This is a genomic window from Streptomyces sp. NPDC005303 (assembly GCF_040607335.1).
GTDB lineage: Bacteria > Actinomycetota > Actinomycetes > Streptomycetales > Streptomycetaceae > Streptomyces.
This window is the reverse complement of sequence record NZ_JBEXGM010000007.1, coordinates 287,708-313,986: the sequence shown is the minus strand read 5'-3', so window position 1 is coordinate 313,986 and position 26,279 is coordinate 287,708. Positions and strand designations below refer to the sequence as shown.

General features: G+C 70.3%; 27 protein-coding genes. 18 read left to right on the top strand and 9 right to left on the bottom strand.

Annotated features, from left to right (window positions below; genetic code table 11):
* Window positions 1-145: 145 nt before the first annotated feature.
* Window positions 146-616, bottom strand: coding sequence for a hypothetical protein (locus tag ABZT93_RS14250; RefSeq protein WP_356103568.1), 471 nt, complete (start codon window positions 614-616; stop codon window positions 146-148).
* Entirely contained in the window at window positions 613-1,116 is a 504-nt protein-coding gene (locus ABZT93_RS14245; RefSeq protein ID WP_356103565.1) for a hypothetical protein, read from the bottom strand. The genes ABZT93_RS14250 and ABZT93_RS14245 overlap by 4 nt, the downstream gene beginning before the upstream one ends.
* Before the next feature lie 319 nt (window positions 1,117-1,435).
* On the opposite strand from ABZT93_RS14245, the gene ABZT93_RS14240 reads away from it, so the two are divergent.
* A complete protein-coding gene (locus tag ABZT93_RS14240; RefSeq protein WP_356103562.1) occupies window positions 1,436-2,827 on the top strand; it encodes a M1 family metallopeptidase in 1,392 nt (463 codons plus the stop codon).
* A gap of 23 nt (window positions 2,828-2,850) precedes the next feature.
* Window positions 2,851-3,507 carry a trimeric intracellular cation channel family protein gene (locus tag ABZT93_RS14235; protein WP_356103560.1) on the top strand — a complete coding sequence of 219 codons (657 nt, stop codon included), beginning with the start codon at window positions 2,851-2,853 and terminating at the stop codon, window positions 3,505-3,507.
* Here the strand turns inward: ABZT93_RS14235 and ABZT93_RS14230 are convergent.
* Window positions 3,416-4,636, bottom strand: coding sequence for an alpha/beta hydrolase-fold protein (locus tag ABZT93_RS14230; RefSeq protein ID WP_356103559.1), 1,221 nt, complete (start codon window positions 4,634-4,636; stop codon window positions 3,416-3,418). The two genes, ABZT93_RS14235 and ABZT93_RS14230, sit on opposite strands and share 92 nt — an antisense overlap.
* A 188-nt stretch (window positions 4,637-4,824) precedes the next feature.
* Between ABZT93_RS14230 and ABZT93_RS14225 the strand changes: the two genes are divergently transcribed.
* The 3 genes from ABZT93_RS14225 (at window position 4,825) to ABZT93_RS14215 (ending at window position 6,873) form a co-directional block, all read left to right on the top strand.
* Entirely contained in the window at window positions 4,825-5,679 is an 855-nt protein-coding gene (locus ABZT93_RS14225) for a thioesterase family protein (RefSeq protein WP_356103556.1), read from the top strand.
* 304 nt (window positions 5,680-5,983) lie between these two features.
* Window positions 5,984-6,184 (top strand): hypothetical protein, encoded by a 201-nt coding sequence (locus tag ABZT93_RS14220; protein ID WP_356103552.1) that lies wholly within the window; start codon window positions 5,984-5,986, stop codon window positions 6,182-6,184.
* Window positions 6,185-6,474: 290 nt separating this feature from the next.
* Window positions 6,475-6,873, top strand: a complete 399-nt coding sequence (locus ABZT93_RS14215; protein WP_356103551.1) for a hypothetical protein — start codon at window positions 6,475-6,477, stop codon at window positions 6,871-6,873.
* 80 nt (window positions 6,874-6,953) lie between these two features.
* Here ABZT93_RS14215 and ABZT93_RS14210 read toward each other — a convergent pair whose 3' ends face one another.
* Window positions 6,954-7,580 (bottom strand): TetR family transcriptional regulator, encoded by a 627-nt coding sequence (locus tag ABZT93_RS14210; RefSeq protein ID WP_356103549.1) that lies wholly within the window; start codon window positions 7,578-7,580, stop codon window positions 6,954-6,956.
* 145 nt (window positions 7,581-7,725) lie between these two features.
* Here ABZT93_RS14210 and ABZT93_RS14205 point away from each other — a divergent pair, with 145 nt between their 5' ends.
* From ABZT93_RS14205 to ABZT93_RS14195, 3 genes are all read left to right on the top strand, one after another.
* Window positions 7,726-7,890, top strand: a complete 165-nt coding sequence (locus tag ABZT93_RS14205; protein ID WP_356103546.1) for a hypothetical protein — start codon at window positions 7,726-7,728, stop codon at window positions 7,888-7,890.
* A 35-nt stretch (window positions 7,891-7,925) separates the two neighbouring features.
* Window positions 7,926-8,192, top strand: a complete 267-nt coding sequence (locus tag ABZT93_RS14200; RefSeq protein ID WP_356103543.1) for a DUF4190 domain-containing protein — start codon at window positions 7,926-7,928, stop codon at window positions 8,190-8,192.
* Between the two features lie 65 nt (window positions 8,193-8,257).
* On the top strand, window positions 8,258-9,427 hold the full coding sequence (locus tag ABZT93_RS14195) for a cysteine desulfurase family protein (protein ID WP_356103540.1): 1,170 nt from the start codon (window positions 8,258-8,260) through the stop codon (window positions 9,425-9,427).
* A 56-nt stretch (window positions 9,428-9,483) separates the two neighbouring features.
* Here ABZT93_RS14195 and ABZT93_RS14190 read toward each other — a convergent pair whose 3' ends face one another.
* Window positions 9,484-11,031 carry a multicopper oxidase domain-containing protein gene (locus ABZT93_RS14190; protein ID WP_356103538.1) on the bottom strand — a complete coding sequence of 516 codons (1,548 nt, stop codon included), beginning with the start codon at window positions 11,029-11,031 and terminating at the stop codon, window positions 9,484-9,486.
* Window positions 11,032-11,211: 180 nt separating this feature from the next.
* The gene (locus tag ABZT93_RS14185; RefSeq protein WP_356103536.1) at window positions 11,212-11,877 is read right to left on the bottom strand and encodes a peptidoglycan recognition family protein; all 666 of its coding nucleotides are present in this window, start codon (window positions 11,875-11,877) and stop codon (window positions 11,212-11,214) included.
* Between the two features lie 59 nt (window positions 11,878-11,936).
* Here ABZT93_RS14185 and mnmA point away from each other — a divergent pair, with 59 nt between their 5' ends.
* Complete coding sequence (gene mnmA / locus ABZT93_RS14180) at window positions 11,937-13,061, top strand: tRNA 2-thiouridine(34) synthase MnmA (protein WP_356103532.1); 1,125 nt, start codon at window positions 11,937-11,939, stop codon at window positions 13,059-13,061.
* A 30-nt stretch (window positions 13,062-13,091) separates the two neighbouring features.
* Here mnmA and ABZT93_RS14175 read toward each other — a convergent pair whose 3' ends face one another.
* Both ABZT93_RS14175 and ABZT93_RS14170 read right to left on the bottom strand, forming a co-directional pair.
* Window positions 13,092-13,874 carry an alpha/beta hydrolase gene (locus tag ABZT93_RS14175; RefSeq protein ID WP_356103530.1) on the bottom strand — a complete coding sequence of 261 codons (783 nt, stop codon included), beginning with the start codon at window positions 13,872-13,874 and terminating at the stop codon, window positions 13,092-13,094.
* A gap of 37 nt (window positions 13,875-13,911) precedes the next feature.
* Window positions 13,912-14,235, bottom strand: coding sequence for a DUF427 domain-containing protein (locus ABZT93_RS14170; protein ID WP_356103528.1), 324 nt, complete (start codon window positions 14,233-14,235; stop codon window positions 13,912-13,914).
* 50 nt (window positions 14,236-14,285) lie between these two features.
* On the opposite strand from ABZT93_RS14170, the gene ABZT93_RS14165 reads away from it, so the two are divergent.
* The 9 genes from ABZT93_RS14165 (at window position 14,286) to gatB (ending at window position 25,275) form a co-directional block, all read left to right on the top strand.
* On the top strand, window positions 14,286-14,825 hold the full coding sequence (locus ABZT93_RS14165) for a TIGR00730 family Rossman fold protein (protein WP_020121075.1): 540 nt from the start codon (window positions 14,286-14,288) through the stop codon (window positions 14,823-14,825).
* Between the two features lie 23 nt (window positions 14,826-14,848).
* The gene (locus tag ABZT93_RS14160; RefSeq protein WP_356103525.1) at window positions 14,849-15,538 is read left to right on the top strand and encodes an SDR family oxidoreductase; all 690 of its coding nucleotides are present in this window, start codon (window positions 14,849-14,851) and stop codon (window positions 15,536-15,538) included.
* A gap of 143 nt (window positions 15,539-15,681) precedes the next feature.
* Complete coding sequence (locus ABZT93_RS14155) at window positions 15,682-16,683, top strand: methionine synthase (RefSeq protein WP_356103523.1); 1,002 nt, start codon at window positions 15,682-15,684, stop codon at window positions 16,681-16,683.
* Between the two features lie 15 nt (window positions 16,684-16,698).
* On the top strand, window positions 16,699-18,891 hold the full coding sequence (gene ligA, locus ABZT93_RS14150) for an NAD-dependent DNA ligase LigA (protein WP_356103521.1): 2,193 nt from the start codon (window positions 16,699-16,701) through the stop codon (window positions 18,889-18,891).
* A 272-nt stretch (window positions 18,892-19,163) separates the two neighbouring features.
* Window positions 19,164-21,398 (top strand): bifunctional diguanylate cyclase/phosphodiesterase, encoded by a 2,235-nt coding sequence (locus ABZT93_RS14145; RefSeq protein ID WP_356103519.1) that lies wholly within the window; start codon window positions 19,164-19,166, stop codon window positions 21,396-21,398.
* 315 nt (window positions 21,399-21,713) lie between these two features.
* Window positions 21,714-22,010 (top strand): Asp-tRNA(Asn)/Glu-tRNA(Gln) amidotransferase subunit GatC, encoded by a 297-nt coding sequence (gene gatC, locus ABZT93_RS14140; RefSeq protein WP_007384860.1) that lies wholly within the window; start codon window positions 21,714-21,716, stop codon window positions 22,008-22,010.
* 5 nt (window positions 22,011-22,015) lie between these two features.
* The gene (gene gatA, locus ABZT93_RS14135) at window positions 22,016-23,509 is read left to right on the top strand and encodes an Asp-tRNA(Asn)/Glu-tRNA(Gln) amidotransferase subunit GatA (protein WP_356103517.1); all 1,494 of its coding nucleotides are present in this window, start codon (window positions 22,016-22,018) and stop codon (window positions 23,507-23,509) included.
* A complete protein-coding gene (locus ABZT93_RS14130; protein ID WP_031051298.1) occupies window positions 23,506-23,745 on the top strand; it encodes a hypothetical protein in 240 nt (79 codons plus the stop codon). The genes gatA and ABZT93_RS14130 overlap by 4 nt, the downstream gene beginning before the upstream one ends.
* Window positions 23,746-23,760: 15 nt before the next feature.
* On the top strand, window positions 23,761-25,275 hold the full coding sequence (gatB, locus tag ABZT93_RS14125) for an Asp-tRNA(Asn)/Glu-tRNA(Gln) amidotransferase subunit GatB (protein ID WP_356103515.1): 1,515 nt from the start codon (window positions 23,761-23,763) through the stop codon (window positions 25,273-25,275).
* Between the two features lie 55 nt (window positions 25,276-25,330).
* On the opposite strand, the gene ABZT93_RS14120 is transcribed toward gatB, so the two are convergent.
* Complete coding sequence (locus ABZT93_RS14120; protein WP_356103513.1) at window positions 25,331-26,146, bottom strand: methyltransferase domain-containing protein; 816 nt, start codon at window positions 26,144-26,146, stop codon at window positions 25,331-25,333.
* Between the last annotated feature and the right edge of the window lie 133 nt (window positions 26,147-26,279).

Below are 26,279 nucleotides of genomic sequence, written 5' to 3'. Positions count from 1 at the left end.
AGCGAACGCCTCGTTGAGTTCCCACAGGCCGATGTCGTCGATGGTGAGGTCGTGCCGGTGGCGCTCGGCGGGGTGCCGGACGGGAGCGTCGAGCTGGGTTCCCTGCCGGTCCTTTCGCGACGCGCCTCGTGGGGATCGTCTGGACCTATCCCCAGACCAGCAGTCGCCACGCCACGGAAGGTTGCACCGCCAGCCGCATCACCCGGTCGCTCTTCGCGCCGGTGAATCCGGTGGTGTATGCCGCCGTGGCGTTGCAACCGGCCACGTCCAGGACCGGCCCGCCGGATCCGTCGGTCACCTTCGCGGCACCGGGGCCCAGGCAGATCAACCGCACCGTGATCAGTGAGTCCGTCTTTGCCAGGGGCACCTCGATCTGCAAGGCACCCTGACCGCTCTGCGCCACCAGCAGCTTCCCGGGCGGAGCCGGGGACTTGAGCGATTCCAGCAGTGGCAACTGCTTTTTCGCGACCGCAGAAGCCTGTGCCGCCGAGGGCGATCGGGATTTCGACGCCGAGGAATCCGCGTCACTGCAGCCCGCCACGGCCAGCAGAGCGACGGAGAGTACGGCCACGCGTGCCGCGTATTGCGAAAGACGAGCTCCGGCGGCGGAATTCATCCCTTGGAGCTCCAGAATGCCGGAATGTGGTAGGGGAGTTTCGCGGTCCCCTTACGTACGATTACCCATTTGCATCCTGCGCCGTAGTGGCCGTAATTCCAGCTGACCGTGTCGCGGTCGGCGCCGGCGTGGAGGTATCCCTTCCGCCAGGAGCTCGGCACCTTCCAGCTGTCCGAGTAGGTGACGGATGCCGTCATCGTGAGCGCGATCGAGGCGGTCACGGTCTGCTTGGCGCTGGCGACGATCGCGCTCTCCTCGGTCTGCAGAGAGCCGCTGATGGTACCGGTGATCGATGTGCCGGCGGTGAGGCTGATGCCGAGTGTGTGTCCGCCCGGAGCGCTGGACGGAGGCACCATTCCGATCCGGCTGGATTTAGGGGAACCGAATTGATAGGACGACGCCGTGCCACAATTCATCGGATGTACCGTTGCGGGCACTGCCGCCTGAGCGGAATTCGTACCCAGGGCGATCAAAGAGACCATCGCCGCGCCGATGGTCATCGTTCTCGCGTAGTGCGTCAAGGTTTCTGTCCCTCGTCAAATAATGGGGGGGAGGCATGTCATCCACCTCGCGTGGCGACTCTCCTGTGACTGTGAAACTAGGGCACGAGTCGCTTACCGCAACAGAGACTTTGCGATCTTCTTGCCATCGTTTTGTCGGTAACCTCAAGCAAACCTCAATTAAATCCCGGAAAGAATTCGCGCCGCTGTTGCCGCAGTGTCCGGTGACAATTTGGCAAAGTCATGGACATGACCAAGCGAGAGGGTGCAGAGTCTCCTGAGTCCGACTTATCGGCACAAGCTGGAAAGGGACGACACCATGAAACTCTCCCGTTCGGCACGCTTAGGAGCCACCGTCACCGCGGTGGCTTCCTTCTTTGTCATCGCCGCCGCCCCGGGCCCGAAACCCGGTGCCCCCGGCATCGGCGACCCCTACTTCCCGAACCTCGGCAACGGCGGCTTCGATGCCCGCCACTACACCCTCGACGTGGCGTACAACCCGGACACCGACCGTCTGGACGGCCGTACGACACTCACCGCCCGCGCCACCCAGAACCTCTCGTCCTTCGATCTGGACCTCCAGAAGCTGGAGGTCACCGGAGTCGAAGTGGACGGCAGACGGGCCCAGTTCACCCGGGACGGCGACGAGATACGCATCACTCCGCGCCAATCCCTGCGCAAGGGCCACGACTTCACGGTCGCCGTCACCTACGGCGGCGTCCCCGAACCCCTCAGCGGCCCCATCGTCTTCGGCTCCGACTACGGCTGGATGAAGACCCCCGACGGCGTCTTCGTCGCCTGTGAGCCCAACGCCGCCTCCACCTGGTTCCCGTCCAGCGACCACCCCTCCGACAAGGCCACCTACGACATCCGCATCAGGACGCCGAAGGGCCTGACCGCGGTCTCCAACGGCCGGCTCGTGTCGACGTACGACAAGGGCGGCTCGACGTACACGCACTGGCGCGAGAAGAAGCCGATGGCGACCTATCTCGCGACCGCCACCATCGGGAAGTTCGACGTCCGCACCGGGAAGACCCCCGGCGGCATCCCCATCTACACCGCCATCGACCCGGTGCTCCAGAACAGCAACAACGTCGACGTGTACGGCGTGACGGCCGAGGCCACGGACTACTGGTCGCAGGTCTTCGGGCCGTACCCCTTCGAGGAGACCGGCGCGATCGTCGACGACATGCCGCAGGCGGGGTTCTCGCTGGAGGTGCAGTCGAAGCCGGTGTACTCGGCGGTGCGCAACGAGACGACGATCGTGCACGAGCTGGCCCACCAGTGGTTCGGGGACTCCGTCTCCGTCGCGCACTGGAAGGACATCTGGCTCAACGAGGGCTTCGCCACGTACGCCCAGTGGCTGTGGGCCGAGCACAGGGGCACCCGCAGCGCCCACGACTCCTTCCTCGCCGGGTACGACGCCCGCCCCGCCGACAACCCCTTCTGGCAGATCACCGTCGGTGACCCGCAGCGCGACACGATGTTCGCTTCCGCGGTCTATCAGCGCGGCGCGATGACCCTCCAGGTACTGCGCGAACGGATCGGCGACAAGGCGTTCTTCGAGCTGTTGCCGGCCTGGACGAAACTGCACCGGTACGGCAACGCCGACACCGCCGACTTCATCCGCCTCGCGGAGAAGGTCAGCGGACAGCAGCTGGACGACCTGTTCCGCACCTGGCTCTTCACGACGGGCAAACCCGCCCTGTAGCAGCCCCTGCGCAAGAATGCGGTGTGCTCCAGCAACTGTTCAGTCCCTCCGTCCAGCACACGCTCGACCTCGTCGGCATCTTCGTGTTCGCCATCTCCGGCGCGCTGCTGGCCGTCCGCAAGAACTTCGACGTCTTCGGCATCGCCGTGCTCGCCGAGGTCACCGCGCTGGGCGGAGGGCTGTTCCGGGACCTGATCATCGGCGCGGTACCGCCCGCCGCCTTCACGGACCTCGGCTACTTCATCACCCCACTGCTCGCCGCCCTCCTGGTCTTCTTCCTGCATCCGCACGTGGAGCGCATCCAGGTCGGCGTGAACGTCTTCGACGCGGCCGGTCTCGGCCTGTTCTGCGTCGCCGGGACGACGAAGGCGTACGAGTACGGCCTCGGCCTCACCCAGTCCGCGACCCTCGGTCTCGCGACCGCCGTCGGCGGCGGTGTCCTCAGGGACGTGCTCGCCAACGAGGTGCCCTCGCTGCTGCGGTGGGACCGCGACCTGTACGCGGTCCCGGCGATCGTCGGAGCCACCATGGTGGTCCTGTGCATCCGCTACGACGTCCTCAGCTCGTTCACCAGCGGGCTCGCGGCCCTCACCGCTTTCGTACTGCGCCTGCTCGCGATGCGGTTCCACTGGCGAGCTCCGCGGGCGTGGAACCGGCGGTCGACCGTGCGTGAGGAGTAGCTCCCGTGCGGCCGTGCAGCAGCCCCATCTCCTCGGTCAGCCAGCGGAACGCCGGGACCACCTGCGGCTTCCACAGCGCCATGTTGTGGCCGCCCGCGCTCTTCGGGATGTAGACGACGTGCACGGTCGTCGGCGCCTTCGCGATCTGTTCGAGACCCACGGCCGCCTCGTAGCCGTCGCCCGGCTGACCGGACTGGTAGAGCGCGATCGCGGGCGGGGTGCGGGCCTCGCGCAGCAGCAGGTAGGGGTTGTTGGCGCGGCGCAGGGCGGGCGTCTCGGCGGCCAGTGAATTGCGTTCGCCGATCGGGTCGTTGTAGCCGGACATGCTGACCGCGGCCCGGTAGCGGTCGGGGTGGGCGACGGCGAGCTTGGTCGCGCAGTGCCCGCCCGCCGAGTACCCCGCAGCGGCCCAGCCCGCCGGCCCGGACCGGGCGCGGAAGTTGTCCGTGACCATCTTGGGCACGTCGACGCTGAGCCAGGTGTCGGCGTCTACCGTGCCGGTGATGTTGGCGCACCCGGTGTCGACCCCGGCCAGCAGGTTCATGCGCGGGGCGACCAGGATGAACGGCGCCACCGTGCCGTCCCGCATCAGCGGCCGGAGCTGGTTGACCGCGTGCAGCGACCCGAACCAGGCCTTCGCCGAGCCCGGATAGCCCGACAGCAGCTCCACCACGGGGAACTTGCGGTGCCGGTAGCCGGGCTCGCCGTACTGGGGCGGCAGCCAGACGTAGACCTCGGCGTTCACCCCGGAGACCCGGCCCTTGAGCTGGGTCACCCGCACGCCCTTCATGCCGGGCCCCGAGGCGTTCGTGAAGTGCTGCCTCACCTTGGGCAACCGTTTCAGCGAGATACCGCCGGTGCCGTCGGCGCCCAGGTTCGCGGCCTGCTGGACGTGGTTGCCGGTGCCGAGCAGGTCGGCCCAGTTGTCGTACAGGTTGTTCTGGTTGTTGACCAGCACGAAGACGAGGGCGACGGCCGTGCCCTGGGCGAACAGCACCATCAGTACGCGGGCGACGGCGCGTGCGATCCGGGGGCCCCGCAGCCGCGACCACAGGGCGAGCGGCAGTACGAGGGCGAGGGCGGACAGCACGATCAGCGTGTAGAGGAACGTGGTCCCGGTGAGGCTCATGTCCCTGTAGAGGGGGCGGCCGGGGCATCGGTTCACGGACGAGTACGGACCCTTACCGAGAACTAGTGCGGGTCTCACCTGGGGGTGTGCCGATCGGGGAGGGCGGTGTGCCGACCGGGACGGCGGTGTGCCGACCGAAGACAAGAGAAAAGCTACCGCTTAGTAGTTGGTTGTTGTACCGTTCAGGCATGCCAGAAGCAGCCTCCGCCACGCGTGCCACGATCGGGGACTCCGAGTTCGACCGGGACACCGCGGTCACCCGCCGCGAGCCCGGTGTCTACGACATCGACCTCTCCCCGGGCTGGACGATCATCAGCGCCGTCAACGGCGGTTACCTCCTGGCCGTCCTGGGCCGCGCCCTCGCGGACGCCCTGCCGCACGCCGACCCGTTCACCATCTCCGCGCACTACCTGACCGCGTCCCGGCCCGGACCGGCGGTGATCCGCACGGACGTGGTCCGCACCGGCCGCACCCTCTCCACCGGCCAGGCCTCGCTCTTCCAGTACGACGACGAGGGCAGGGAGGTCGAACGCATCCGCGTCCTCGCCTCCTACGGCGACCTCGACTCCCTCCCCGACGACGTCCGTACGACGGCCGAGCCGCCCGTCTTCCCGCCGATGGACCAGTGCTTCGGTCCCGAGGACGGGCCCGCCCCGGTCGAGGGCAGCTCCGCCATCACCGACCGGCTGATGCTCAAGCTGGACCCGTCGACCCTCGGTTGGGCCCTCGGCGCGCCCTCCGGCAAGGGCGAGATGCGGTCCTGGTTCGGGCTCGCCGACGGCCGGGACGCCGATCCCCTCTCCCTGCTCCTCGCGGTGGACGCGCTGCCGCCCACGGCCTTCGAGATCGGCCTCAAGGGCTGGGTACCGACGGTTGAGCTGACCGTGCACGTGAGGTGCCGCCCCGCCCCGGGCCCGCTCCGCGTCTCCATCACCACCCGCAACCTCGCCGGCGGCTTCCTGGAGGAGGACGCCGAGGTCTGGGACAGCGAGGACCGGCTGGTCGCCCAGTCACGGCAGCTGGCGAGGGTGAGGCTCGGTTGACGGGCTCGGCCGGACCAACCCAGGGGCGCGGACCTGTTTTGATCCTGTCCCCGTGAAGCCTTACCCGCCTCAGGTGTCCCGGTAGCCTGACCGCCGACGAGTCCCGCGCCCTGTTCATCCTGGCCGCCCGGGGCGCCACGCCGCCCTCGGCCTGGACTCCGCCCTCGGCTCGGCCCTGCGCAGGTGATGGCCGCGCTGCCGCCTCGCACCGCCCGGCGGCGGAGGCCACCTCCCGCCGCATCCTGGTCGCCGACCGGCGGGCTTCCCGCGGCTGTTCCGGGCCGAGCGGGTGCACTCCGCGGCCGTGCTGGACGACCCCGTCAGGCGGCGGCCCGGTGTCGAACTCGCCGTTGTCCGGGAGGCGTTGCGCCGCCAGGTCGAGGAGCGCCCCGGCGGCATCGAGGTCACCGTCCGGGTCCGCCGCGACCGACTCGACCTGTTCGCGCGGCTGATGGTCCCGTATCTGCCGAACTCCTCGAGGACGACGGCGAGAGCGCGTGGGTGACGGCACGGCGTGGTCGGAGTGGCCCGCCAACTCCTGCAGTTCTCCGACCGCTTGGAGGTCGCTTCGCCGCCCGAGGTGCGCGAGGAGGTGGTCCGCGCGGCCGCTTCTGTCACGGACCTGTACCGGCGAGCGGGTGAGCGATCCGTGCGGAACCCCAGCTCGGAGGGGCTGCTTTAGCCGCGTTTTGCCTCCCGCACAGGCGGGGGACAGTCCGGCCCCAAGGAAGGCTCAGGGGCGGTTGCGAGAGTCCCGGCCTCAGGACTTCCTCATCTTCCCCGGAGCTGTCTCTCATGAAGCGTGTGCGTCTCCTCCCCGCCGTGGCCCTGCTGGCGCTCTCGCCCCTCGCCCTGGTGGCCTGCGGTTCGGGCGACTCGTCGTCGACCTCGAACAGCGGCAACCCGGGCGGGCAGAACTGTCAGGCCCCCACCAGCAACGCGTCCGGCATGCCCAGCGGTGGTCCCTCGGGCGCACCCACCGGCAACGCGACCGCCCGGCCGTCGGGCGCACCCAGCGGCACCCCCTCCGGCGCGCGGAGCGGCGGGCTCGGCGGCGGCCAGGGCGGCAAGGGTGGTCGGGGCGCCCCCGGCGGCGGCATGGGCGGCTGCGGTGGTCCCGGCGGCGGCGCGGGCGGCGCGGCCCCGAGTGGCGCGCCCAGCGGTGCGCCGAGCGCGGCGGCGACGAAGAGCTGACAGGGCGTAGGACGCCGTACGGCAGGGGCGGCACTCCCGGTGAACGGGGGTGCCGCCCCTGCCGGTCGCCTCGCCTCGGCCTAATCCAGCCAGTGTTCGCGGCCGATGCTGATCAGTCGCAGCTGGCGCTCCGCCACCTGGCAGACGCGCTCCCGTTCCTCCGGGGGCGCCTCCAGGGCCTCCAGGAACAGGGAGGCCGTGATCAGCATCTGGTCGACGTAGAGGTTGGCCAGCATCAGCAGGTCGTCGTCGCTCCACCCCTGCGCCACCGGGTCCTTGGCCAGCTCGGTCTTCACCTCCTGCCCGAACCGGGCCAGTTGGTCGCGGATGGCCTCCCGGACCGGCTGGACTCCGCCATGTCGCTCCCGGGCGATGAACCGGACGTGGGCGGGGTACGCGTCCACATGGCCGGCGATCAACTCGATGGCGCGCTTGATGCGTTGGCCGTGGTCGTCGGCCGTGGACACCGTCGTCCGGATCATCGGGTGCAGGCTGCCCAACGCCTCCTCGACCAGGGCCACACCGAGGTCCGCGGTGGAGCGGAAGTGGCGGTAGAAGGCGGTCGGTGCGACGCCGACGGCGCGCGTGACCTCGCGCAGACCGAGGCTGCTGAGGCTCTGCTCCTCCAGCAGGGCCAGCGCGGCGTCCAGGAGCGCCTGCCGGGTCTTCTGCTTCTGTGCCTGCCGGATGCCGAGGGTGTGACTCATGTCATCCAGTTAACAACTGTTCTCCGTAATTGGAAAGCCGTGCGACACGCTAGACTCTGGAGTCAGTGAACAACTGTAACCACAACTGTTCACCCAAACGTAACGACCCACGTAACGACAGCCGTATCGGAGGGGGATCCGTCCCATGCTGTTCCTCGTCGCCGCACTCATGCTGCTCGGCGTCGTCCTGGGCACCGTCGCCCACGCGCCGCTCACCTTCACCGCCGTCGCCGCCGTCGTGATCGCCGTCTGGCTGGGCGTCTTCGCGCTCCGCGAGCGCCACGCCCGCCGCCGCACCCCGTCCCACTGACCACCGCCCCACCGTCCCCAGGAGCACTGATCACCATGCAGCTCACCGCGCAGGCCAGCCCCCGTACCGGTGCCAGCGACGCCGACGGCATGGCCGTGGCGTCCTTCATCCTCGGCCTCGTCGGCCTGCTCGTCCTCAACGTCTTCCTCGGCCCGGTCGCCATCGTCCTGGCCTCGGTGGCCCTGTGGCGCGGCACCGCCCGCCGCGGCCGCGCCTACCTGGGCCTCGGCCTCGGAGTGGCCGACCTCCTGGTCCTGGTGGCCTTCATGCAGCTGGACAGCACGCCGTCCTGGAGCTTCTGAGAGCGCCGACGCGGCCGGTCCTGGCCTGAGGCTGCCGACCCACGACCCGTAGAATCGGCGTCACCATGGCATACCTCGACCACGCCGCGACCACCCCGATGCTCCCCGAGGCGGTCGAGGCACTCACCGCGCACCTCGGCGCCACCGGCAACGCCTCTTCCCTCCACGCCTCCGGCCGCAGGGCCCGCCGTACGGTCGAGGAATCCCGCGAGGCGCTCGCGGAGGCGCTCGGCGCCCGGCCCAGCGAGATCGTCCTCACCTCCGGCGGCACGGAGGCCGACAACCTCGCCGTGAAGGGCCTGTACTGGTCCCGGCGCGACGCGGACCCCGCAAGGACGCGGGTCCTCGCCAGCCCCGTCGAGCACCACGCCGTCCTCGACGCCGTCGACTGGCTCGGCGGACACGAGGGCGCCACCGTCGAGTACCTCCCCGTCGACAAGCACGGCCGGGTCCACCCCGACGCCCTGCGTGAGGCCATCGCCCAGAACCCCCACGACGTCGCCCTGGCCACCGTGATGTGGGCCAACAACGAGATCGGCACCCTCATGCCGGTCCGCGAACTCGCCGACGTCGCCGCGGAGTTCGGCGTCCCGCTGCACGCCGACGCGGTCCAGGCCTTCGGTCAGGTCCCCGTCGACTTCGCGGCCTCCGGCCTCGCCGCGATGACGGTGTCGGGCCACAAGATCGGGGGCCCGTACGGCATCGGCGCGCTCGTCCTGGGCCGTGAGTGGACCCCCGTCCCCGTCCTGCACGGCGGCGGCCAGGAGCGCCACGTCCGCTCCGGCACCCTCGACGTGCCCGCCATCGCCTCCTTCGCGGTGGCCGGCCGCCTCGCCGCCGAACAGCGCGAGTGGTTCGAGGCCGAGATCGGCGCCCTGCGCGACGCCCTGGTCGAAGCGGTCCGTACGGCGGTTCCGGACGCGATCCTCGGCGGTGACCCCGCACCGGGAGGAAGACTTCCGGCCAACGCCCACTTCACCTTCCCCGGCTGCGAGGGCGACTCCCTGCTCCTGCTCCTGGACGCCCAGGGCATCGAGTGCTCCACCGGCTCCGCCTGCACCGCGGGCGTCGCCCAGCCCAGCCACGTCCTGCTGGCCACCGGCACCGATCCCGACCTGGCCCGCGGCACCCTGCGCTTCTCCTTCGGCCACACCTCCACCGAGGCGGATGTCGAGGCGGTCGCGAAGGCCATCGGACCGGTGGTGGAACGCGCCCGCGCGGCGGGACTGACGTAACCGGCCCCGGGCCAGGGGCTGCCGCCGGCGCTGCCGACGGCAGCCATTCTCCGATCTCAGCTCTCCGTGACCATGAGGGAGGCCATCATCCCCTCGTCCTCGTGCTGCAGCAGATGGCAGTGAAGCATGTACATGTAGGTGTCGTCGGCGAAGTCCGTGAACTCCATCGCGATCACGATCTTTCCGCCGCCGACGACCTCGTAGGTGTCGTACCAGCCGAGACCGACCCCCGTGGGCTCCTCACCGTTGACGGAGACGAGCTGATACGGCACATCGTGCAGATGGAACGAGTGCTCCAGCTGGCTGGCGTTGGTGATCGTCCAGATCTCCTTCGCGCCCAGCGTGGTGCTGATCATCGTCATGCCGGCCATGGTGAGTCCGGCCGAACCGTTGATCTTCATCGTCGCGCCCGTGTTGCTGAGCGTGATGGTGCGGGCCGTGAAGTCCGAGGTGTCGTACCGCTCGATGGTGTTGAGGGTGCTCGGCAGGTCGTCCGGGGTGTCGGTGCCGCCCGCCGTGACGGTGAGGAAGTCGTAGGTGCCGGAGCCGCCCCGGATCCAGCCGGTCGTGATGACCACCTGGAGGGTGACGTCCTCGGTGACGTCCATGACGAACTCGGCGCGCGCCCCGGCCACCAGCCGGATGGTGGTCACCTCGGCCGCCTCCGCCAGAAAGCCCTGGTCGGTGGCGATCTGGGTCAGCGTGCCCCCGTCGCTGCGCTGGAGGGTGATGATGTCGGAGGGGGAGGCGTTGAGCGCCCGGAAGCGGTTGCGGGTCTTGGTGGCGGCGAAGGAGAGAGTGGTGTCGTCGACGTTCTCGCCGTTCACCAGCACCGGGAAGCTGAGGCCGGAGCTGAGATAGCCGCTCTGGTCGTACTTGATGGCACCGGTACTGTCCACGGCCAGGCACTGGAAGATCAGCGGGATGTCGTCCACGCCGTAGTCGCCGGGCAGCGCGGCGGAGGTGTCGCTGTCGTCCTCCACGATGATCATCCCGGCGAGGCCGTGGGTGGCCTGCTCGGCCGTGGTGCCCAGGGCGTGCGGGTGGTACCAGAGGGTCTTGGCCTCGTCGAGGACCGTGAAGGTGGGCGACCAGGTCGTGCCGGCGGCGAAGGCGTTCTGCGGGCCGCCGTCCATCTTGGGCGGGACATGGGCGCCGTGGAAGTGGACGGTGGTGTCCTCGGTAAGGCTGTTGGTGATGTCCAGCAGCACGGTGTCGCCCTTGGTCCACTTCAGGGTGGGGCCGAGGAACGACTGGTTGTAGCCCGCCGTGGTGCTGGTGACGCCGCTGAGCACCTCGGCGGTGCCGGTCTGCGCCGTCAGCGTGTAGGTGGTGGTGCCGTCGGACGTGGTGCCCTCCAGCAGCTCCGGGATGGTGAGGGTGCCGTCCGTCGCGGCGGCCGCCTTGCTGCGGGTCCCCTCGGTCAGCAGGGAGAAGGCGGCTCCCGCCGCTCCCACGGCTCCGAGGCCCACCCCGGCCATCCCGCCGAGGAACTTCCTGCGGTGCAGCCCCTTGCGGCCCCTGCTCTCCTTGGTGTGCTCGCCCTTGGACTTCTGGCCGTCTCGCGCGTGCGCGCCCCTGTCCGGCTCTGTGGTGTGTGTCATGGCCAGGGAGCTTCGGGCCGGGGCCTGTGCGAGGACTGAGGTGAAGTTGGGTGCGAGCCCGGAAGGCTGTGAAGCCGGAGCCCGGTCAACTCCACTGAAAAAAAGCCAAGTTGAGGGCCCGCAGGTCATGATCGGGGCCCGGGACATGTCGGGCGCGCGAGCGTGGCCGGAAGTTCATACCTACGCGGAGGCACTCCGCGCCTGCCGCACCAGCTTCATGTACCGGTCCCAGTCCCAGTGTTCGCCCGGGTCGGTGTGGTCCGTCCCCGGCACCTCCACATGGCCGATGATGTGCTCGCGGTCGACGGGTATGTCGTAGCGCGCGCATATCCGGGCCGTGAGCCGCGCGGAGGCCGCGTACATCTCGTCGGTGAAGTCCTCGGGCCGGTCGACGAAACCCTCGTGCTCGATGCCCACACTGCGTTCGTTGTAGGAGCGGTTGCCCGCGTGGTACGCCACGTCCAGCTCACGGATCATCTGTGTGATGTGGCCGTCCTTGCGGACGACGTAGTGCGCGGCCGCCCGGTGCCCCGGGTCCTGGAACACCTTCACCGCACTGGCGAAACTGCCCTGGGTGACATGGATGATCACCATGTCTATGCCGTAGTCGTCGGGCCGGTCCGCGCGCCGCCAGTTCGCGTCGGAGGCCGCTACCCACTGCGCCCCGCGGAAGTCGACCGCGCCCTCGACCCGCGGTTTCTCCACTCCCGGCGCCCGCCACCACAGCCGCGCCAGCTCGTCACGGGCCAGTACCGCAGAGCCCACGGCGGCCGCGGTCCCGCCGATGAGCAGGGCTCGCCGCCCGATGCGCCGGTCGGTGTCCTTGGAACCCTCTGTCGCCCCCATGTGGTCACCAACGGATACCCGGTGGCCCCGGTTCCCGCGCCCCGTACCCTGGAGGGGTTATGACTGACACCACGCAGCGCCCCCTTCGCGTTCTCGCCGCCATGTCCGGAGGAGTGGACTCCGCCGTCGCCGCCGCCCGTGCCGCCGAAGCCGGCCACGACGTGACCGGCGTCCACCTCGCGCTCTCCGCGAACCCTCAATCGTTCCGCACGGGCGCGCGTGGCTGTTGCACCATCGAGGACTCCCGCGACGCCCGCCGCGCCGCCGACGTCATCGGCATCCCGTTCTACGTCTGGGACCTTGCCGACCGCTTCCGCGAGGACGTCGTCGAGGACTTCGTCGCCGAGTACGAGGCCGGCCGCACCCCCAACCCCTGCCTGCGCTGCAACGAGAAGATCAAGTTCGCCGCGCTCCTCGACAAGGCGCTGGCGCTGGGCTTCGACGCCGTGTGCACGGGCCACTACGCGAAGGTGCTGGTGGGCGAGGACGGCTCCCGCGAGCTGCACCGCGCCTCCGACATGGCCAAGGACCAGTCGTACGTCCTCGGCGTCCTGGACGAGAAGCAGCTGGCGCACGCCCTGTTCCCGCTCGGCGACACGGTCACCACCAAGGACGAGATCCGTGCCGAGGCCGAGCGCCGGGGCCTCGCGGTCGCCAAGAAGCCCGACTCGCACGACATCTGCTTCATCGCCGACGGCGACACCCAGGGCTTCCTCGCCTCCCGTCTCGGCAAGGCCGAGGGCGACATCGTCGACGAGTCGGGCGCGAAGGTCGGCACCCACGAGGGCGCGTACGGCTTCACGATCGGCCAGCGCAAGGGGCTGCGCATCGGCACCCCGGCCGCCGACGGCAAGCCGCGCTACGTCCTCGACATCTCGCCGGTGAACAACACGGTGACGGTCGGCCCGGCCGCCGCCCTGGACGTGACCGCCCTGAGCGCGATCAAGCCCCGCTGGTGCGGCGCGGCACCGGTGGGCCCCGGCACCTACACCGCCCAGCTCCGCGCCCACGGCGGCGAGACCGAGGTGACGGCGGAACTGGTGGACGGCGCCCTGGAGGTCCGCTTCACCGAGCCGGTCCGCGGGGTGGCCCCCGGCCAGGCGATCGTCCTGTACGACGACACGCGCGTGGTGGGGTCGGCGACGATCGCGACGACCACGCGCGCGACGGCGGGAGCGGCCTGACCGCTCCGCCGCGCGGACGTGGCCGGTCCGTCAGTCCGCGAAGAACTCCGCCAGGACCGGTGCCAATGCGGTCGGGTCGATCATGTGGGTCTGGCCCTCCAGGACGCGGTACGACCCCTTCGGCGCCGCCTCCGCGACCGCCCTGGTGGCCTCGCGCATCCACTCGGGGCTCGCGCCGCCCGCGACGGCCAGCACCGGGACCGTGATCGAGGCCAGCCGGTCCCGGGGTACCAGTCCGCCGGCCATGACCGCGTTGTCGTAGGCGAGCGTCGGGGCGACCCCCTCCATGCCGGGCCACATGGGGGACTGGCGGGCGCCCTGGATCATCTCCTCGCCCATGCCGGTCAGCCGCAGGAACAGTTCCACCGCGTCACCTCGGCGGCCCTCGCCGAGCGCGGCCGTCAACTTCTCGGTGTACTCGGCCATCCGCTCGGCGCCGCCGTCCAGGAAGTCGGCGTACGGCGTCTCGTACACGGCGACCCGGCGCACCGGCAGGCCGCTCGCCGCGGCCTCCAGGACCAGCGCACCGCCGGACGAGACACCGCACAGGCTCGCCTCACCGCCCGCCGCCTCGACGAGCGCTGCCAGGTCCTCGACCTCACGGTCCACCGCGTAGGGGGCCGTGTCGCCACTCGCGCCGCGGCCCCGGCGGTCGTACACGAGGACGTCGAACCGCTCGGACAGCGGCACGGCCAGGGGCGCGACCGTGCCGCCCGTGGACATCGCGCCGCTGACGAGGATGACCGCCGGGCCCTGCCCGGTGCGTTCGTACGCGATCGGAGTTCCGTCGCGCGAGAGGGTCTTCTTGTCCATGTCTGAGGAGACTGCCGTACGGCGGCGAAGTCATCGGTCAGGACACGTCGACCTCGTAGAAACAGAGGTGGTCCTTGATCTCGGCGACGGCGGGCTTCGGCTCGGGGTAGGACCACACCAGGTCGGGCGCGTCCGGCAGGGACCAGTAGGACGCGGTCCCCTTGAAGGGGCAGTAGGTGTGGGTGTCGGAGGGGGTCAGCAGGTCGAGTCGTACGTCCTCGGCGGGGAGGTAGTACCGCGCGGGACAGCCCGTCTCGCGCAGCACGAGGGCTCGTTCGCTCTCCGCGAGGACCTGGTCGCCGTGCACCACGCGCACGTGCCGGTCGACTTGCTCGATGGTGATCGTGTGTCCTTCGGCCATACCGGAAGAGCACTCGCGGGCCGCTGGTTCTTCCCGCGTACGGTGACCTCATGCGAATCTGCGTCTTCCTCTCCGCCGCCGACCTCGACGACCGCTACACGCGCCCCGCGCGGGAGTTCGCGAAGCTGCTGGGCAAGGGCGGGCACACCCTCGTGTGGGGCGGTTCGGACGTGGGCCTGATGAAGGTCGTCGCGGACGGGGTGCAGGAGGCGGGCGGACGGCTCGTCGGGGTCTCGGTGGAGTTCCTGGCCGCCAAGGTTCGTCCGGGCGTCGACGAGATGGTGATCACGAAGGACCTTGCCGAACGTAAGCGGCTGCTGCTGGAGAAGGCCGACGCCGTGGTGATCATGGTGGGCGGCACCGGCACCCTCGACGAGGCGACCGAGATCCTGGAGCTGAAGAAGCACGGGCACACCGAGAAGCCGGTCGTCCTGCTGAACACGGCGGGCTTCTACGACGGGCTGAAGGAGCAGTTCCGGCGCATGGAGGACGAGGGCTTCCTGCCCCGCCCGCTCACCGACCTGGTGTTCTTCGCGGAGGAGCCGGTGGGGGCGCTGGCGTACCTGGAGGAGTCGCTCGGTACCCGGTGACGCCGTGATGCGAGCATGGCGGCATGGCTACACATGTGATCACCGGAGCGGGCTCCGGCATCGGCGCGGCGGTCGCCCGGCGTCTGCACGCGCGCGGGGACGAACTCGTGCTGCACGCGCGTGACGCGGGCCGCGCGAAGGAGCTGGCCGCGGAGTTCCCCGGGGCGCGGACCCTGGTCGGGGACCTTGCCGACCCCGACAAGCTGAGCTGGGCCTTCTCGCACCAGACGCTGCCGGACCGGGTGGACTCCCTGCTGCACATCGCGGGCGTGGTCGACCTCGGCCCGGTCGGGGACCTGACCCCGAAGTCCTGGCGTCACCAGTTGAACGTCAACCTGATCGCTCCGGCCGAGCTGACCCGCCACTTCCTGCCCCAACTCCGGGCGGCCCGCGGCCAGGTGGTGTTCGTGAACTCGGGCGCGGGCCTCAACGCCCACGCCGACTGGTCCGCGTACGCCGCCTCCAAGCACGGCCTGAAGGCCCTGGCGGACTCCCTGCGCCACGAGGAGCACGGCAACGGCGTCCGCGTCACCTCGGTCTACCCGGGCCGCACCGCGAGCCCCATGCAGGCCAAGGTCCACCAGCAGGAGGGCAAGGAGTACGACCCGTCGCGGTGGATCGACCCCGAGTCGGTCGCGACGACGATCCTGACGGCGATCGACCTCCCGAGGGACGCGGAGATCAACGACCTGACGGTCAGGCCCGGCGGCTGACGCTCGGACGGCTCGGACGGCTCGGACGGCTTGGACGGCTTGGACGACTCCGACGGCTGAAGGCTCCGGCGGCTCCGGCGGCTCGGCGGGGGCGGGAACCACGGGGGCGAGGACCACCCCGGTCACCTACGTAGGCTTCGTACGTGACCGCAGACTTCAGCTTCGCCCCCGCCACCGGCATCGGCTCCCTCCCCGGCGGCGACGCCCGTGAGGCCGCCAGGACGGCCACCGGCTCCTTCGAGGACTTCCCCTTCCTGCCCGAACTGCCCGCCCGCGGCCCCGGCGCCGACATGATCGGCCGCACCGCCGGAATGCTCGTCGAGCTGTACGCGCGCGTGGAGCCCAGCGGGTGGCGGCTCGGGGACCGGCCGGGCCGGGACACCAAGCGGGCGCGGTCCTGGCTGGGGGAGGACCTTGACGCGCTGGAGGAGTTCACCCAGGGGTACGAGGGGCAGCTGAAGGTGCAGGCCGTCGGGCCGTGGACGCTCGCCGCCGCACTGGAGCTGAGGAACGGCGAGGTCGCCCTCTCCGACCCCGGCGCCTGCCGGGACCTCGCCGCCTCGCTCGCGGAGGGGCTGCGGCTGCACCTGGAGGACGTCCGGACCCGGGTCCCCGGCGCGCGGATCGTGCTCCAGCTCGACGAGCCCTCCCTCATCGCCGTACTGCGGGGGCACGTGAGGTCCGCCAGCGGATACCGGACCCACCGGGCCGTCGACCGGCAGGTCGTCGAGTCCGGCCTGCGCGATGTCGTCGGGGTTCACGCGGACGGGCCGGTCGTGGTCCACTCGTGCGCACCGGACGTCCCCTTCGCCCTGCTGCGGAGGGCGGGCGCGGCGGCGGTCTCCTTCGACTTCTCGCTCCTCACCGAGCGTGACGACGACGCGATCGGCGAGGCGGTGGAAGGGGGCACGAGGCTCTTCGCCGGTGTCGTGCCGGGCACGGACACGGCATTGTCAGACCCTGCCGGTAGCGTCATGGGTGTCAGGACGCTGTGGCGCAGGCTGGGGCTGCATCCGGGACTTCTCGCGGAGGCGGTCACGGTCACTCCGTCGTGCGGACTCGCGGGGGCCTCCCCGGAGTACGCGCGCAAGGCTCTCGCCCACTGCGCCCAGGCGGCGAGATCCCTCGCGGACAACCCAGAGTAACGGGAGGACAACACGGTGGCCGGCGACAAGCAAGCGGAGACGACGGTGCCCTCGGAGGCACGGGAGAAGCACGCGCAGCTCGCTGAGCAGATCGAGGAGCACCGCTTCCGGTACTACGTGAACGACGCGCCGGTCATCAGCGACGCCGACTTCGACAAGCTCCTGCGCTCCCTGGAGGCGCTGGAGGAGGAGTACCCCGAGCTGCGCACCCCCGACTCGCCGACCCAGAAGGTCGCGGGGGCGTACGAGACCGAGTTCACGTCCGTCCAGCACCGCTCCCGGATGCTCTCCCTGGACAACGCGTTCAGTGACGAGGAGTTGGCGGCCTGGGCGGAGCGGGTGGCCAAGGACGTCGGCACCACCGACTACCACCTGCTGTGCGAGCTCAAGGTCGACGGCCTCGCCGTCAACCTCACCTACGAACACGGCCGCCTCACCCGCGCGGCGACCCGCGGCGACGGCCGCACCGGCGAGGACATCACGCCCAACGTCCGCACCATCGCCGAGATCCCGGACCGCCTCACCGGCGACAGGGTCCCCGACCTCGTGGAGATCCGCGGCGAGGTCTACTTCCCGATGGAGAAGTTCGAGGAGCTCAACGCCCGACTGGTCGAGGCCGGCGACAAGCCCTTCGCCAACCCGCGCAACGCGGCGGCCGGTTCACTGCGCCAGAAGGACCCCCGCGTCACGGCCACCCGCCCCCTCCACATGGTCGTGCACGGCATCGGCGCCCTGGAGGGCTTCGACGGCATGACCCGCCTCTCACAGGGCTACGACCTCCTCAAGTCCTGGGGCCTGCCCACCGCCAAGTACAACAAGGTGGTCGACGGTCTCGACGGCGTCCGGGAGTTCATCGCCTACTTCGGCGAGAACCGCCACTCCGTGGAGCACGAGATCGACGGGGCCGTCGTCAAGCTCGACGAGATCCCCCTCCAGGGGCGCCTCGGCTCCACCTCCCGCGCCCCGCGCTGGGCGATCGCGTACAAGTACGCGCCCGAGGAGGTCAACACCAAGCTGATCAACATCCGCGTGGGCGTGGGCCGTACGGGCCGGGTCACGCCGTACGCCCAGGTCGAGCCGGTGACGGTGGCCGGTTCGGAGGTCGAGTTCGCCACCCTGCACAACCAGGACGTCGTCAAGCTGAAGGGCGTCCTCATCGGCGACACCGTGGTGCTGCGCAAGGCCGGTGACGTCATCCCGGAGATCCTCGGCCCGGTCGTCGACCTGCGCGACGGCAGCGAGCGCGAGTTCGTGATGCCGGCCGAGTGCCCCGAGTGCGGTACCGCGCTGCGGCCCATGAAGGAGGGCGACGTCGACCTGCGCTGCCCCAACGCCCGCACCTGCCCCGCTCAGTTGCGCGAACGCCTGTTCTACCTCGCGGGCCGCAAGTCGCTGGACATCGAGCACTTCGGTTACGTCGCCGCGGCCGCGCTCACCAAGCCCCTGGAGCCCTCGGATCCGCCGCTGACCGACGAGGGCGACCTTTTCGACCTCACCATCGAGCAACTGCTGCCCATCAAGGCGTACGTCCTCGACCAGGACAGCGGTCTGCCCAAGCGCGACCCGAAGACCGGCGAGGAGAAGGTCGCCACGGTCTTCGCCAACCAGCAGGGCGAGCCCAAGAAGAACGCCGTCGCCATGCTGGAGAACATCGCCGCCGCCAAGGAGCGCCCGCTCGCCCGCGTCCTGACCGGTCTGTCGATCCGCCATGTCGGCCCGGTCGCCGCCGAGGCGCTGGCCCGCAACTTCCGCTCGATCGACCGCATCCAGCAGGCGAGCGAGGAGGAGCTGGCGAACACCGACGGTGTCGGCCCGATCATCGCCAAGTCCCTCAAGGAGTGGTTCGCGGAGGACTGGCACCAGGAGATCCTGCGCAAGTGGAAGGCCGCGGGCGTGCGCATGGAGGAGGAGGGCTCGGGGGAGGACGAGGGCCCGCGTCCCCTCGAAGGGCTCACCGTCGTCGTCACCGGCACCCTGGAGCGCTTCACCCGGGACGGGGCCAAAGAGGCGCTGCAATCCAGAGGGGCGAAAGTGACCGGCTCGGTTTCGAAGAAGACGTCCTTCGTCGTCGTGGGTGACAATCCGGGCTCGAAGTACGACAAGGCGATGCAGCTCAAGGTGCCCGTACTGAACGAGGACGGCTTCGACGTCCTGCTGGAACAGGGCCCCGAAGCGGCCACCGATGTGGCGCTTCCCACGGAGGAGTAGCGAGCAGCCGCGGTTGAAGGCCACCCGATCGGCGCATACCAGATGCATACGGGTGGCCGGGGCGCATTCGGGCAACCGTCGACGACCGCTGCCCGTGGAAGCCTTCTGCGGCCTACTGTTGAGATGTGCGCCTGCCGTGCCCAGCTGCGGTCGGGGCATTCCCTTGCTCCTGTTGAGCAAGGGGAAGGGTTTTCCAACGCGGCGCCGTCGAGGGATTTGTCGGGCGAAGAAGCTGCGTGGCGTGGGCACCGCCGGCTGTGAGAGGGACGGGAATGGAACCGACCGAGAGCGCCGCCCCGGACTCACGGCTGCGCCGGCTCACCGGCGCGTGGCGGGCGAGCCGGTGGGCCGAGCGGCCTTCGGACCATCCGGGCGCGCGGGGGCGCGCCGCCGGACAATACACCGCGGCCGGCGGTCACGGAGCCGCACAGCTCACCGCCGAGCGCGCCCCCGGTATGCCGGACCACGAGTCCGACCGGCACCTGTCCTGGCCCGCCCTGCCCACGGCGGTCGTCGCGTCGGCCGGATTCGTGCTGGGCGCGGGCTTCTACCGGGCCTTCACCGGCGGCCACGCGCTCTTTCCGTCCGGCACCGTCGGCTGGTCGCTGGCCGTGCTGACCGGTGTCATCGTCGGCCATCTGGTCGCCCTCGGCCGGGCCCGCTGGTGGGGCGGCACCGGCTCGGGCGCCGCCCTGACCCTCGCCGTCCTGCTGCTGTACGGCTGGGTGCCCGCGGGCATGGTCAGCCTCACCGTCGTACTGCTGGTCGGCATAGCCCGGCGCCACCGCTGGCGGCAGGGCATCCTGCACGGCGCGGTGGACATCCTCGGGATAGCCACCGGCGCGCTGGTCCTCGCCGTGTTCGGCCAGTCGCCGTCCGTCGAGACCCCCTGGAACCCCGACACCTGGACCTTCTACACCGGGCCCGAAGTGGTCCTGGTCGCCGTCGCCTATCTCGCGGTCACCCGGGTCCTCGGCTGGTATCTGCACTCCTCCCGCCACGCCGGTCTGCCCACCGTGGCCCGCACCGCCCTGGTCAGACAGGGCCTGGTCGCGGTGGCGCTGCTCGGCATCGCCCCGCTGGTCTGCGTGGTCGCGGCCGCCAAGCCCGTGCTGCTCCCGCTGTTCGCGATCCCCCTCATCGCCCTCGACTCCACCCTGTGGATGGCCCGGGCCCGCGCCGAGGAGCAACTGCGCGACCCGCTGACCGGACTGCCCAACCGGCAGTGGCTCCTGGAGCGCATCTGGACCGCGTTGGACGACGCCGAACGCATCGGCGCCCGTTCCGCCCTGATGCTCATCGACCTCGACCGCTTCCGCTCGGTCAACGACACCCTGGGCCATCTCGCCGGTGACCGGCTGCTCCTGCAGATCGCCGACCGGCTGCGGATAGCGCTGCCGCGCGGGGCGGAGGCGGCGCGGCTCGGCGGCGACGAGTTCGCCGTCTTACTGCCGGTGGCCGACTCCACGACCTCCGCGACCCGGGTCGCCCGCAACCTGGTCGCGGCCCTCAGCTCCCCGCTCGACCTCGACGGGCTCACCCTCGTCCTGGAGGCCAGCGCCGGGGTCGCCGTCTTCCCCGACCACGCCGCGGACGCCGAGGGGCTGCTGCGGCGGGCGGACGTGGCGATGTACCAGGCCAAGCGGGACCGTACGGGCGTAGAGGTGTACGAGTCCAAGCGGGACTCCAACACCCCCGACCGCCTCGGACTCCTGGGCGATCTGCGCCGGGCCCTGGACGCGCACGAGGTGCAGCTGCACTACCAGCCCAAGGTCCGCTTCGACGGGCAGGTGGCGGGTCTGGAGGCCCTGGTGCGCTGGGTGCACCCGGAGCGCGGGAAGGTGCCGCCGGACGAGTTCATCGCGATCGCCGAGTCCTCCGGGCTGATGCCGTACCTCACCGAGTACGTCCTCGACACGGCACTCGCGCAGGTCGCCGAGTGGCGGGCGCAGGGCCTCTTCGTCCCGGTCGCCGTCAACGTCTCCCCGCGTGACGTCCACACCCCGGGCTTCGCCGGCTCGGTGGCCGCGCGCCTGGCCCGGCACGGCGTCCCGGCGGGAGCGCTCCAACTGGAGATCACCGAACACGTCCTCCTGGAGGACCCCTCGCGGGCCGGGGACACCCTTGCCGCGCTGACCGGGCACGGCGTGAAGATGTCCCTGGACGACTTCGGCACCGGCTACTCCTCCCTGGTCCACCTGCGCCGCCTGCCCGTCAGCGAACTCAAGATCGACCGCTCCTTCGTGGCCAAGCTGGCCGTCGACACCGAGGACGCGGAGATCGTCCGCTGCACCGTCGACCTCGCCCACTCCCTGGGCCTCCTCGTCGTCGCGGAGGGCGTGGAGGACGACGAGACCTGGGAGCGGCTGCGGGACATGGGCTGCGACGCCGTACAGGGCTGGCTGGTGGCGGCGGCGATGCCGCCCGAGGAGACCACGGCGTGGCTGCTGGCCAGGGGTTCGAGGGGCTGGCAGCGGCCGAGGGCGGCGCTGCCGGCGGCGGAGTGACCCGTCCAGGCATCCTTTGGTGCGGTATGGGGGCCGCCCGTTGCGGTCGGCTACGGGAAACCGTTTAACGGCCATCCGGCCGTGACCCATAGGATTGGGGCTAGTCGTCCCATTCCCGTCTGTCGCGCGACGCCTGGCACGCACGCTCGCCGCGTAGCCGAATCGTCCACGTGGCTCCGCCACGAGGACGCTCCGGCGCCTTGCGATCGCACGCAATAGACGCCGCACGACCCGCCCTTCGGGCGGACGACGGGAATGAGACGACTAGCCCCAGCCCCAAACCACACACACTCACCCACCCCAGAGGATCGCTGCATGCCTGGCATCACGCGCGAGGAGGTCGCCCACCTCGCACGGCTGGCGCGTCTGGAGCTGAAGCCCGAAGAGCTCGAGCACTTCGCGGGACAGCTGGACGACATCATCGGCGCGGTCGCACGCGTCAGCGAGGTCGCCGACCAAGACGTACCGCCGACCTCGCACCCGCTCCCGCTGACGAACGTCATGCGGGCGGACGAGGTCCGTCCGTCGCTCACCCCCGAGCAGGCGCTCTCCGGCGCCCCGGCCCAGGAGCAGCAGCGTTTCAAGGTGCCGCAGATCCTGGGGGAGGACTAACCGCCATGACGGACATCATCAAGCTGACCGCCGCCGAGACCGCCGCGAAGATCGCTTCCGGTGAGCTCACGGCCGTGCAGGTCACCGAGGCCCACCTGGCCCGTATCGAGGCCGTCGACGAGAAGGTGCACGCCTTCCTGCACGTCGACCGCGAGGGCGCCCTCGCGCAGGCCCGTGCCGTCGACGAGAAGCGGGCCAGGGGCGAGAAGCTCGGCCCGCTGGCCGGCGTCCCGCTCGCGCTGAAGGACATCTTCACCACCGAGGGCATCCCGACGACCGTCGGTTCGAAGATCCTCGAGGGCTGGATCCCGCCGTACGACGCGACGCTCACCAAGCGGCTGAAGGCCGCCGACGTGGTCATCCTCGGCAAGACCAACATGGACGAGTTCGCCATGGGGTCCTCCACCGAGAACAGCGCCTACGGCCCGACCGGCAACCCGTGGGACCTCACCCGGATCCCCGGCGGCTCCGGTGGCGGCTCCTCCGCGGCGCTGGCCGCGCACATGGCCCCCCTCGCCATCGGCACCGACACCGGCGGCTCCATCCGCCAGCCGGCCGCCGTCACCGGCACGGTCGGTGTGAAGCCGACGTACGGGGCGGTCTCCCGCTACGGCATGGTGGCGTTCTCCAGCTCCCTCGACCAGGGCGGCCCCTGCGCCCGTACGGTCCTGGACGCGGCGCTCCTTCACGAGGTCATCGCCGGGCACGACCCGTTCGACTCCACCTCGATCGACGCCCCGGTCCCGCCGGTCGTCGAGGCCGCCCGCAACGGCAGTGTCGCGGGGATGCGCGTCGGTGTCGTGAAGCAGTTCCGCGGCGAGGGCTACCAGGCCGGTGTCATCCAGCGCTTCGACGAGTCCGTCGCCCTCCTCAAGGAGCTGGGCGCCGAGATCGTCGAACTGGACTGCCCGTCCTTCGACCTGGCCCTGTCGGCGTACTACCTGATCGCGCCCTCCGAGTGCTCGTCCAACCTCGCCCGCTTCGACGGCCTGCGCTACGGCCTGCGGGTCGGCGACGACGGCACGCACTCCGCCGAGGAGGTCACCTCCCTCACCCGTGAGGCGGGCTTCGGCCCCGAGGTCAAGCGCCGGATCATGCTCGGCACGTACGCCCTGTCGAGCGGTTACTACGACGCCTACTACGGCTCCGCGCAGAAGGTCCGCACGCTCATCACGCGCGACTTCGAGAAGGCCTTCGAGCAGGTCGACGTGATCGTCTCCCCGACGACCCCGACCACCGCCTTCCCGATCGGCGAGCGCGCCGACGACCCGATGGCGATGTACCTCGCGGACCTGTGCACCATCCCGACCAACCTCGCGGGCAACGCGGCCATGTCGCTGCCGTGCGGTCTCGCCCCGGAGGACAACCTCCCGGTCGGTCTGCAGATCATCGCCCCGGCCCTGAAGGACGACCGTCTCTACAAGGTCGGCGCAGCCGTCGAGGCCGCCTTCGTGGAAAGGTGGGGCCACCCGCTCCTGGAGGAGGCACCGTCGCTGTGAGCAAGCTGACCAAGGCGAAGGACTTCAAGAAGTCCAAGTCCGGCACGTACCTGTCCATCGCCACCACGGCGTTCGGCGCCATCGGTGTCGCCAAGCGGCTCAAGAAGGCGCGCGCCGAGAGCGACACGCTGGTCCTGATCGACGCGACCGTGGCCGCCGTCGCCGTCGTCACCGGCCTTGCCGTCCTGTACCGCGAGCTGAAGCGGCTGGGCGACGACGACGTCCTGCTGGGCTGAGAGGGAAGTTACACCGTGACCATCACGACCGACCTGGTGTCGTACGAGGACGCTCTCGCGTCGTACGACCCCGTCATGGGCCTCGAGGTCCATGTCGAACTCGGCACCAAGACCAAGATGTTCTGCGGTTGTTCGACCGAACTCGGTCAGGACGCCAACACGCAGACCTGCCCCACCTGCCTCGGCCTGCCCGGCGCGCTGCCGGTCGTCAACGCGATCGGCATCGAGTCGGCCATCAAGATCGGTCTCGCGCTGAACTGCGAGATCGCCGAGTGGTGCCGTTTCGCCCGGAAGAACTACTTCTATCCGGACATGCCGAAGAACTTCCAGACCTCCCAGTACGACGAGCCGATCGCCTTCAACGGCTACCTCGACGTACAGCTGGAGGACGGTGAGACCTTCCGTGTGGAGATCGAACGCGCCCACATGGAGGAGGACACCGGCAAGTCGACCCACGTGGGCGGCGCGACGGGCCGTATCCACGGCGCCTCGCACTCGCTCCTCGACTACAACCGCGCCGGCATCCCGCTCATCGAGATCGTCACCAAGCCGATCGAGGGTGCGGGTGAGCGCGCTCCCGAGGTGGCGAAGGCGTACGTCCGTGAGCTGCGCGAGGTCATCAAGGCACTCGGTGTGTCGGAAGCCCGCATGGAGATGGGGCAGATGCGCTGCGACGTGAACCTGTCGCTGCGCCCGAACGGCACCGAGAAGTTCGGCACGCGTTCCGAGACGAAGAACGTCAACTCGCTGCGGTCCGTGGAGCGCGCGGCCCGTTTCGAGATCCAGCGGCACGCGGCCGTCCTGAGCAGTGGCGGGACGATCATCCAGGAGACCCGGCACTTCCACGAGGACACGGGGTCCACGACCTCGGGCCGCGTGAAGGAAGAGGCCGAGGACTACCGGTACTTCCCCGAACCGGACCTCGTTCCGGTGGCCCCCTCGCGCGAGTGGGTCGAGGAGATCCGGGCGGCGCTCCCCGAGCTGCCGCTGGTGCGCCGCAACCGGCTCGTCGCGGAGTGGGGCATCACGGCCCTGGACATGCAGGCGATCCTCAACGCCGGTGCCCTGGACCTGATCGTCGCCACCATCGACGCCGGTGCCGACGCGGCCTCCGCCCGCAAGTGGTGGATGGGCGAACTCGCCCGCAGCGCCAACGAGTCCGGCAAGGCGCTCGACGAACTGGCCATCACCCCGGCGCAGGTCGCCCGGGTCACCGAGCTGGTCTCGAAGGGTGACCTGAACGACAAGCTGGCCCGCCAGGTCATCGAAGGCGTCCTCGCGGGCGAAGGCACCCCGGACGAGGTCGTCGACAAGCGCGGTCTGAAGGTCGTCTCCGACGAGGGTGCCCTCGGCACCGCCGTCGACGAGGCCATCGCCGGCAACCCGGGCATCGCCGACAAGATCCGCTCCGGCAAGGTCGCCGCCGCCGGTGCCCTGGTCGGCGCGGTCATGAAGGCCACCCGCGGCCAGGCCGACGCGGCCCGCGTCAAGGAGCTGATCCTGGAGAAGCTGGGCGTCAGCGAAGGCTGAGCCGGAGCACACCGTACGGCCCCGGAGGGGATGCCCTCCGGGGCCGTGGCGTTTCCTACCTACGGCGTCCTACGACCCGTACGAACCCCAGCGTGCGGCCCTCGTCGACGCGCACCATCTCGCCGACCTCGCGGGCCATCGTGCGATGGAACTCCTCCGGGCTCTCCTCGGCGATCACATCGCACCACAGCAGCCAGTCCTTCCAGCCGTCCTCCTGCCAGTCGGCGGCCTCGACCTCCACGGCCCCGGAGCGGGTCCAGTGGCGGTGCCACCACTCGGCGGAGTGGAACGCCCAGTAACCGGGGTCCCAGTACGGCTTGAGGTGGTCCGGCGGTTCGGTGCCCGCCGGTTCCTCCCGCAGCGCGGGCACGACCACCCCGATCCGGCCGCCCGGTTTGAGCAGCCGTGTCAGCTCGGGCAGATACAGGTCGTTGGTGCCGAAGTACTGGTACGCGTCGATGCTCACGATCGCGTCGAAGCTGCCCTCGGCGAACGGCAGGTCGTGCGCCTCGGCGTGCACGGGCAGCACCCGGTCGGCGAAACCGGCCTCGGCGATGCGCCGCGCGTTGTCGTCGGGCTTGACCCACAGGTCGGCCGCGGTGACCTGGACGTCGTACTCCCTGGCCAGGAAGACCGAGGTCATGGCCCGGCCACAGCCGAGGTCGAGCACACGGGCGCAGGGGCGCAGGGTGTCCAGGCCCAGGGCGGGCGCGAGCCACTCCAGCAGCCACAGCGCGTTCGGGCCCATCTGGTTCTCGATGACCCAGCGGATGTCGTAACTGTTGCTGTGGGGGTAGCGGGCCCGGGTCAGCCTCCGGGTGAGGTCCTCATTCGAGGTCCGCGAGGTCCTCTGGGTGATGTCGTCCGGCATCGGTGAACGGGCTCCTTGAGTCCTGAGAGACGGAAAGGGATACGGCGGAGCTCGGTCGGACGCTCAAACAACGCACCTGCTTCGGTCAGGGGCCGGACGGGCCCGGGTTTCTCTCAGCGGAACACGCTACGCT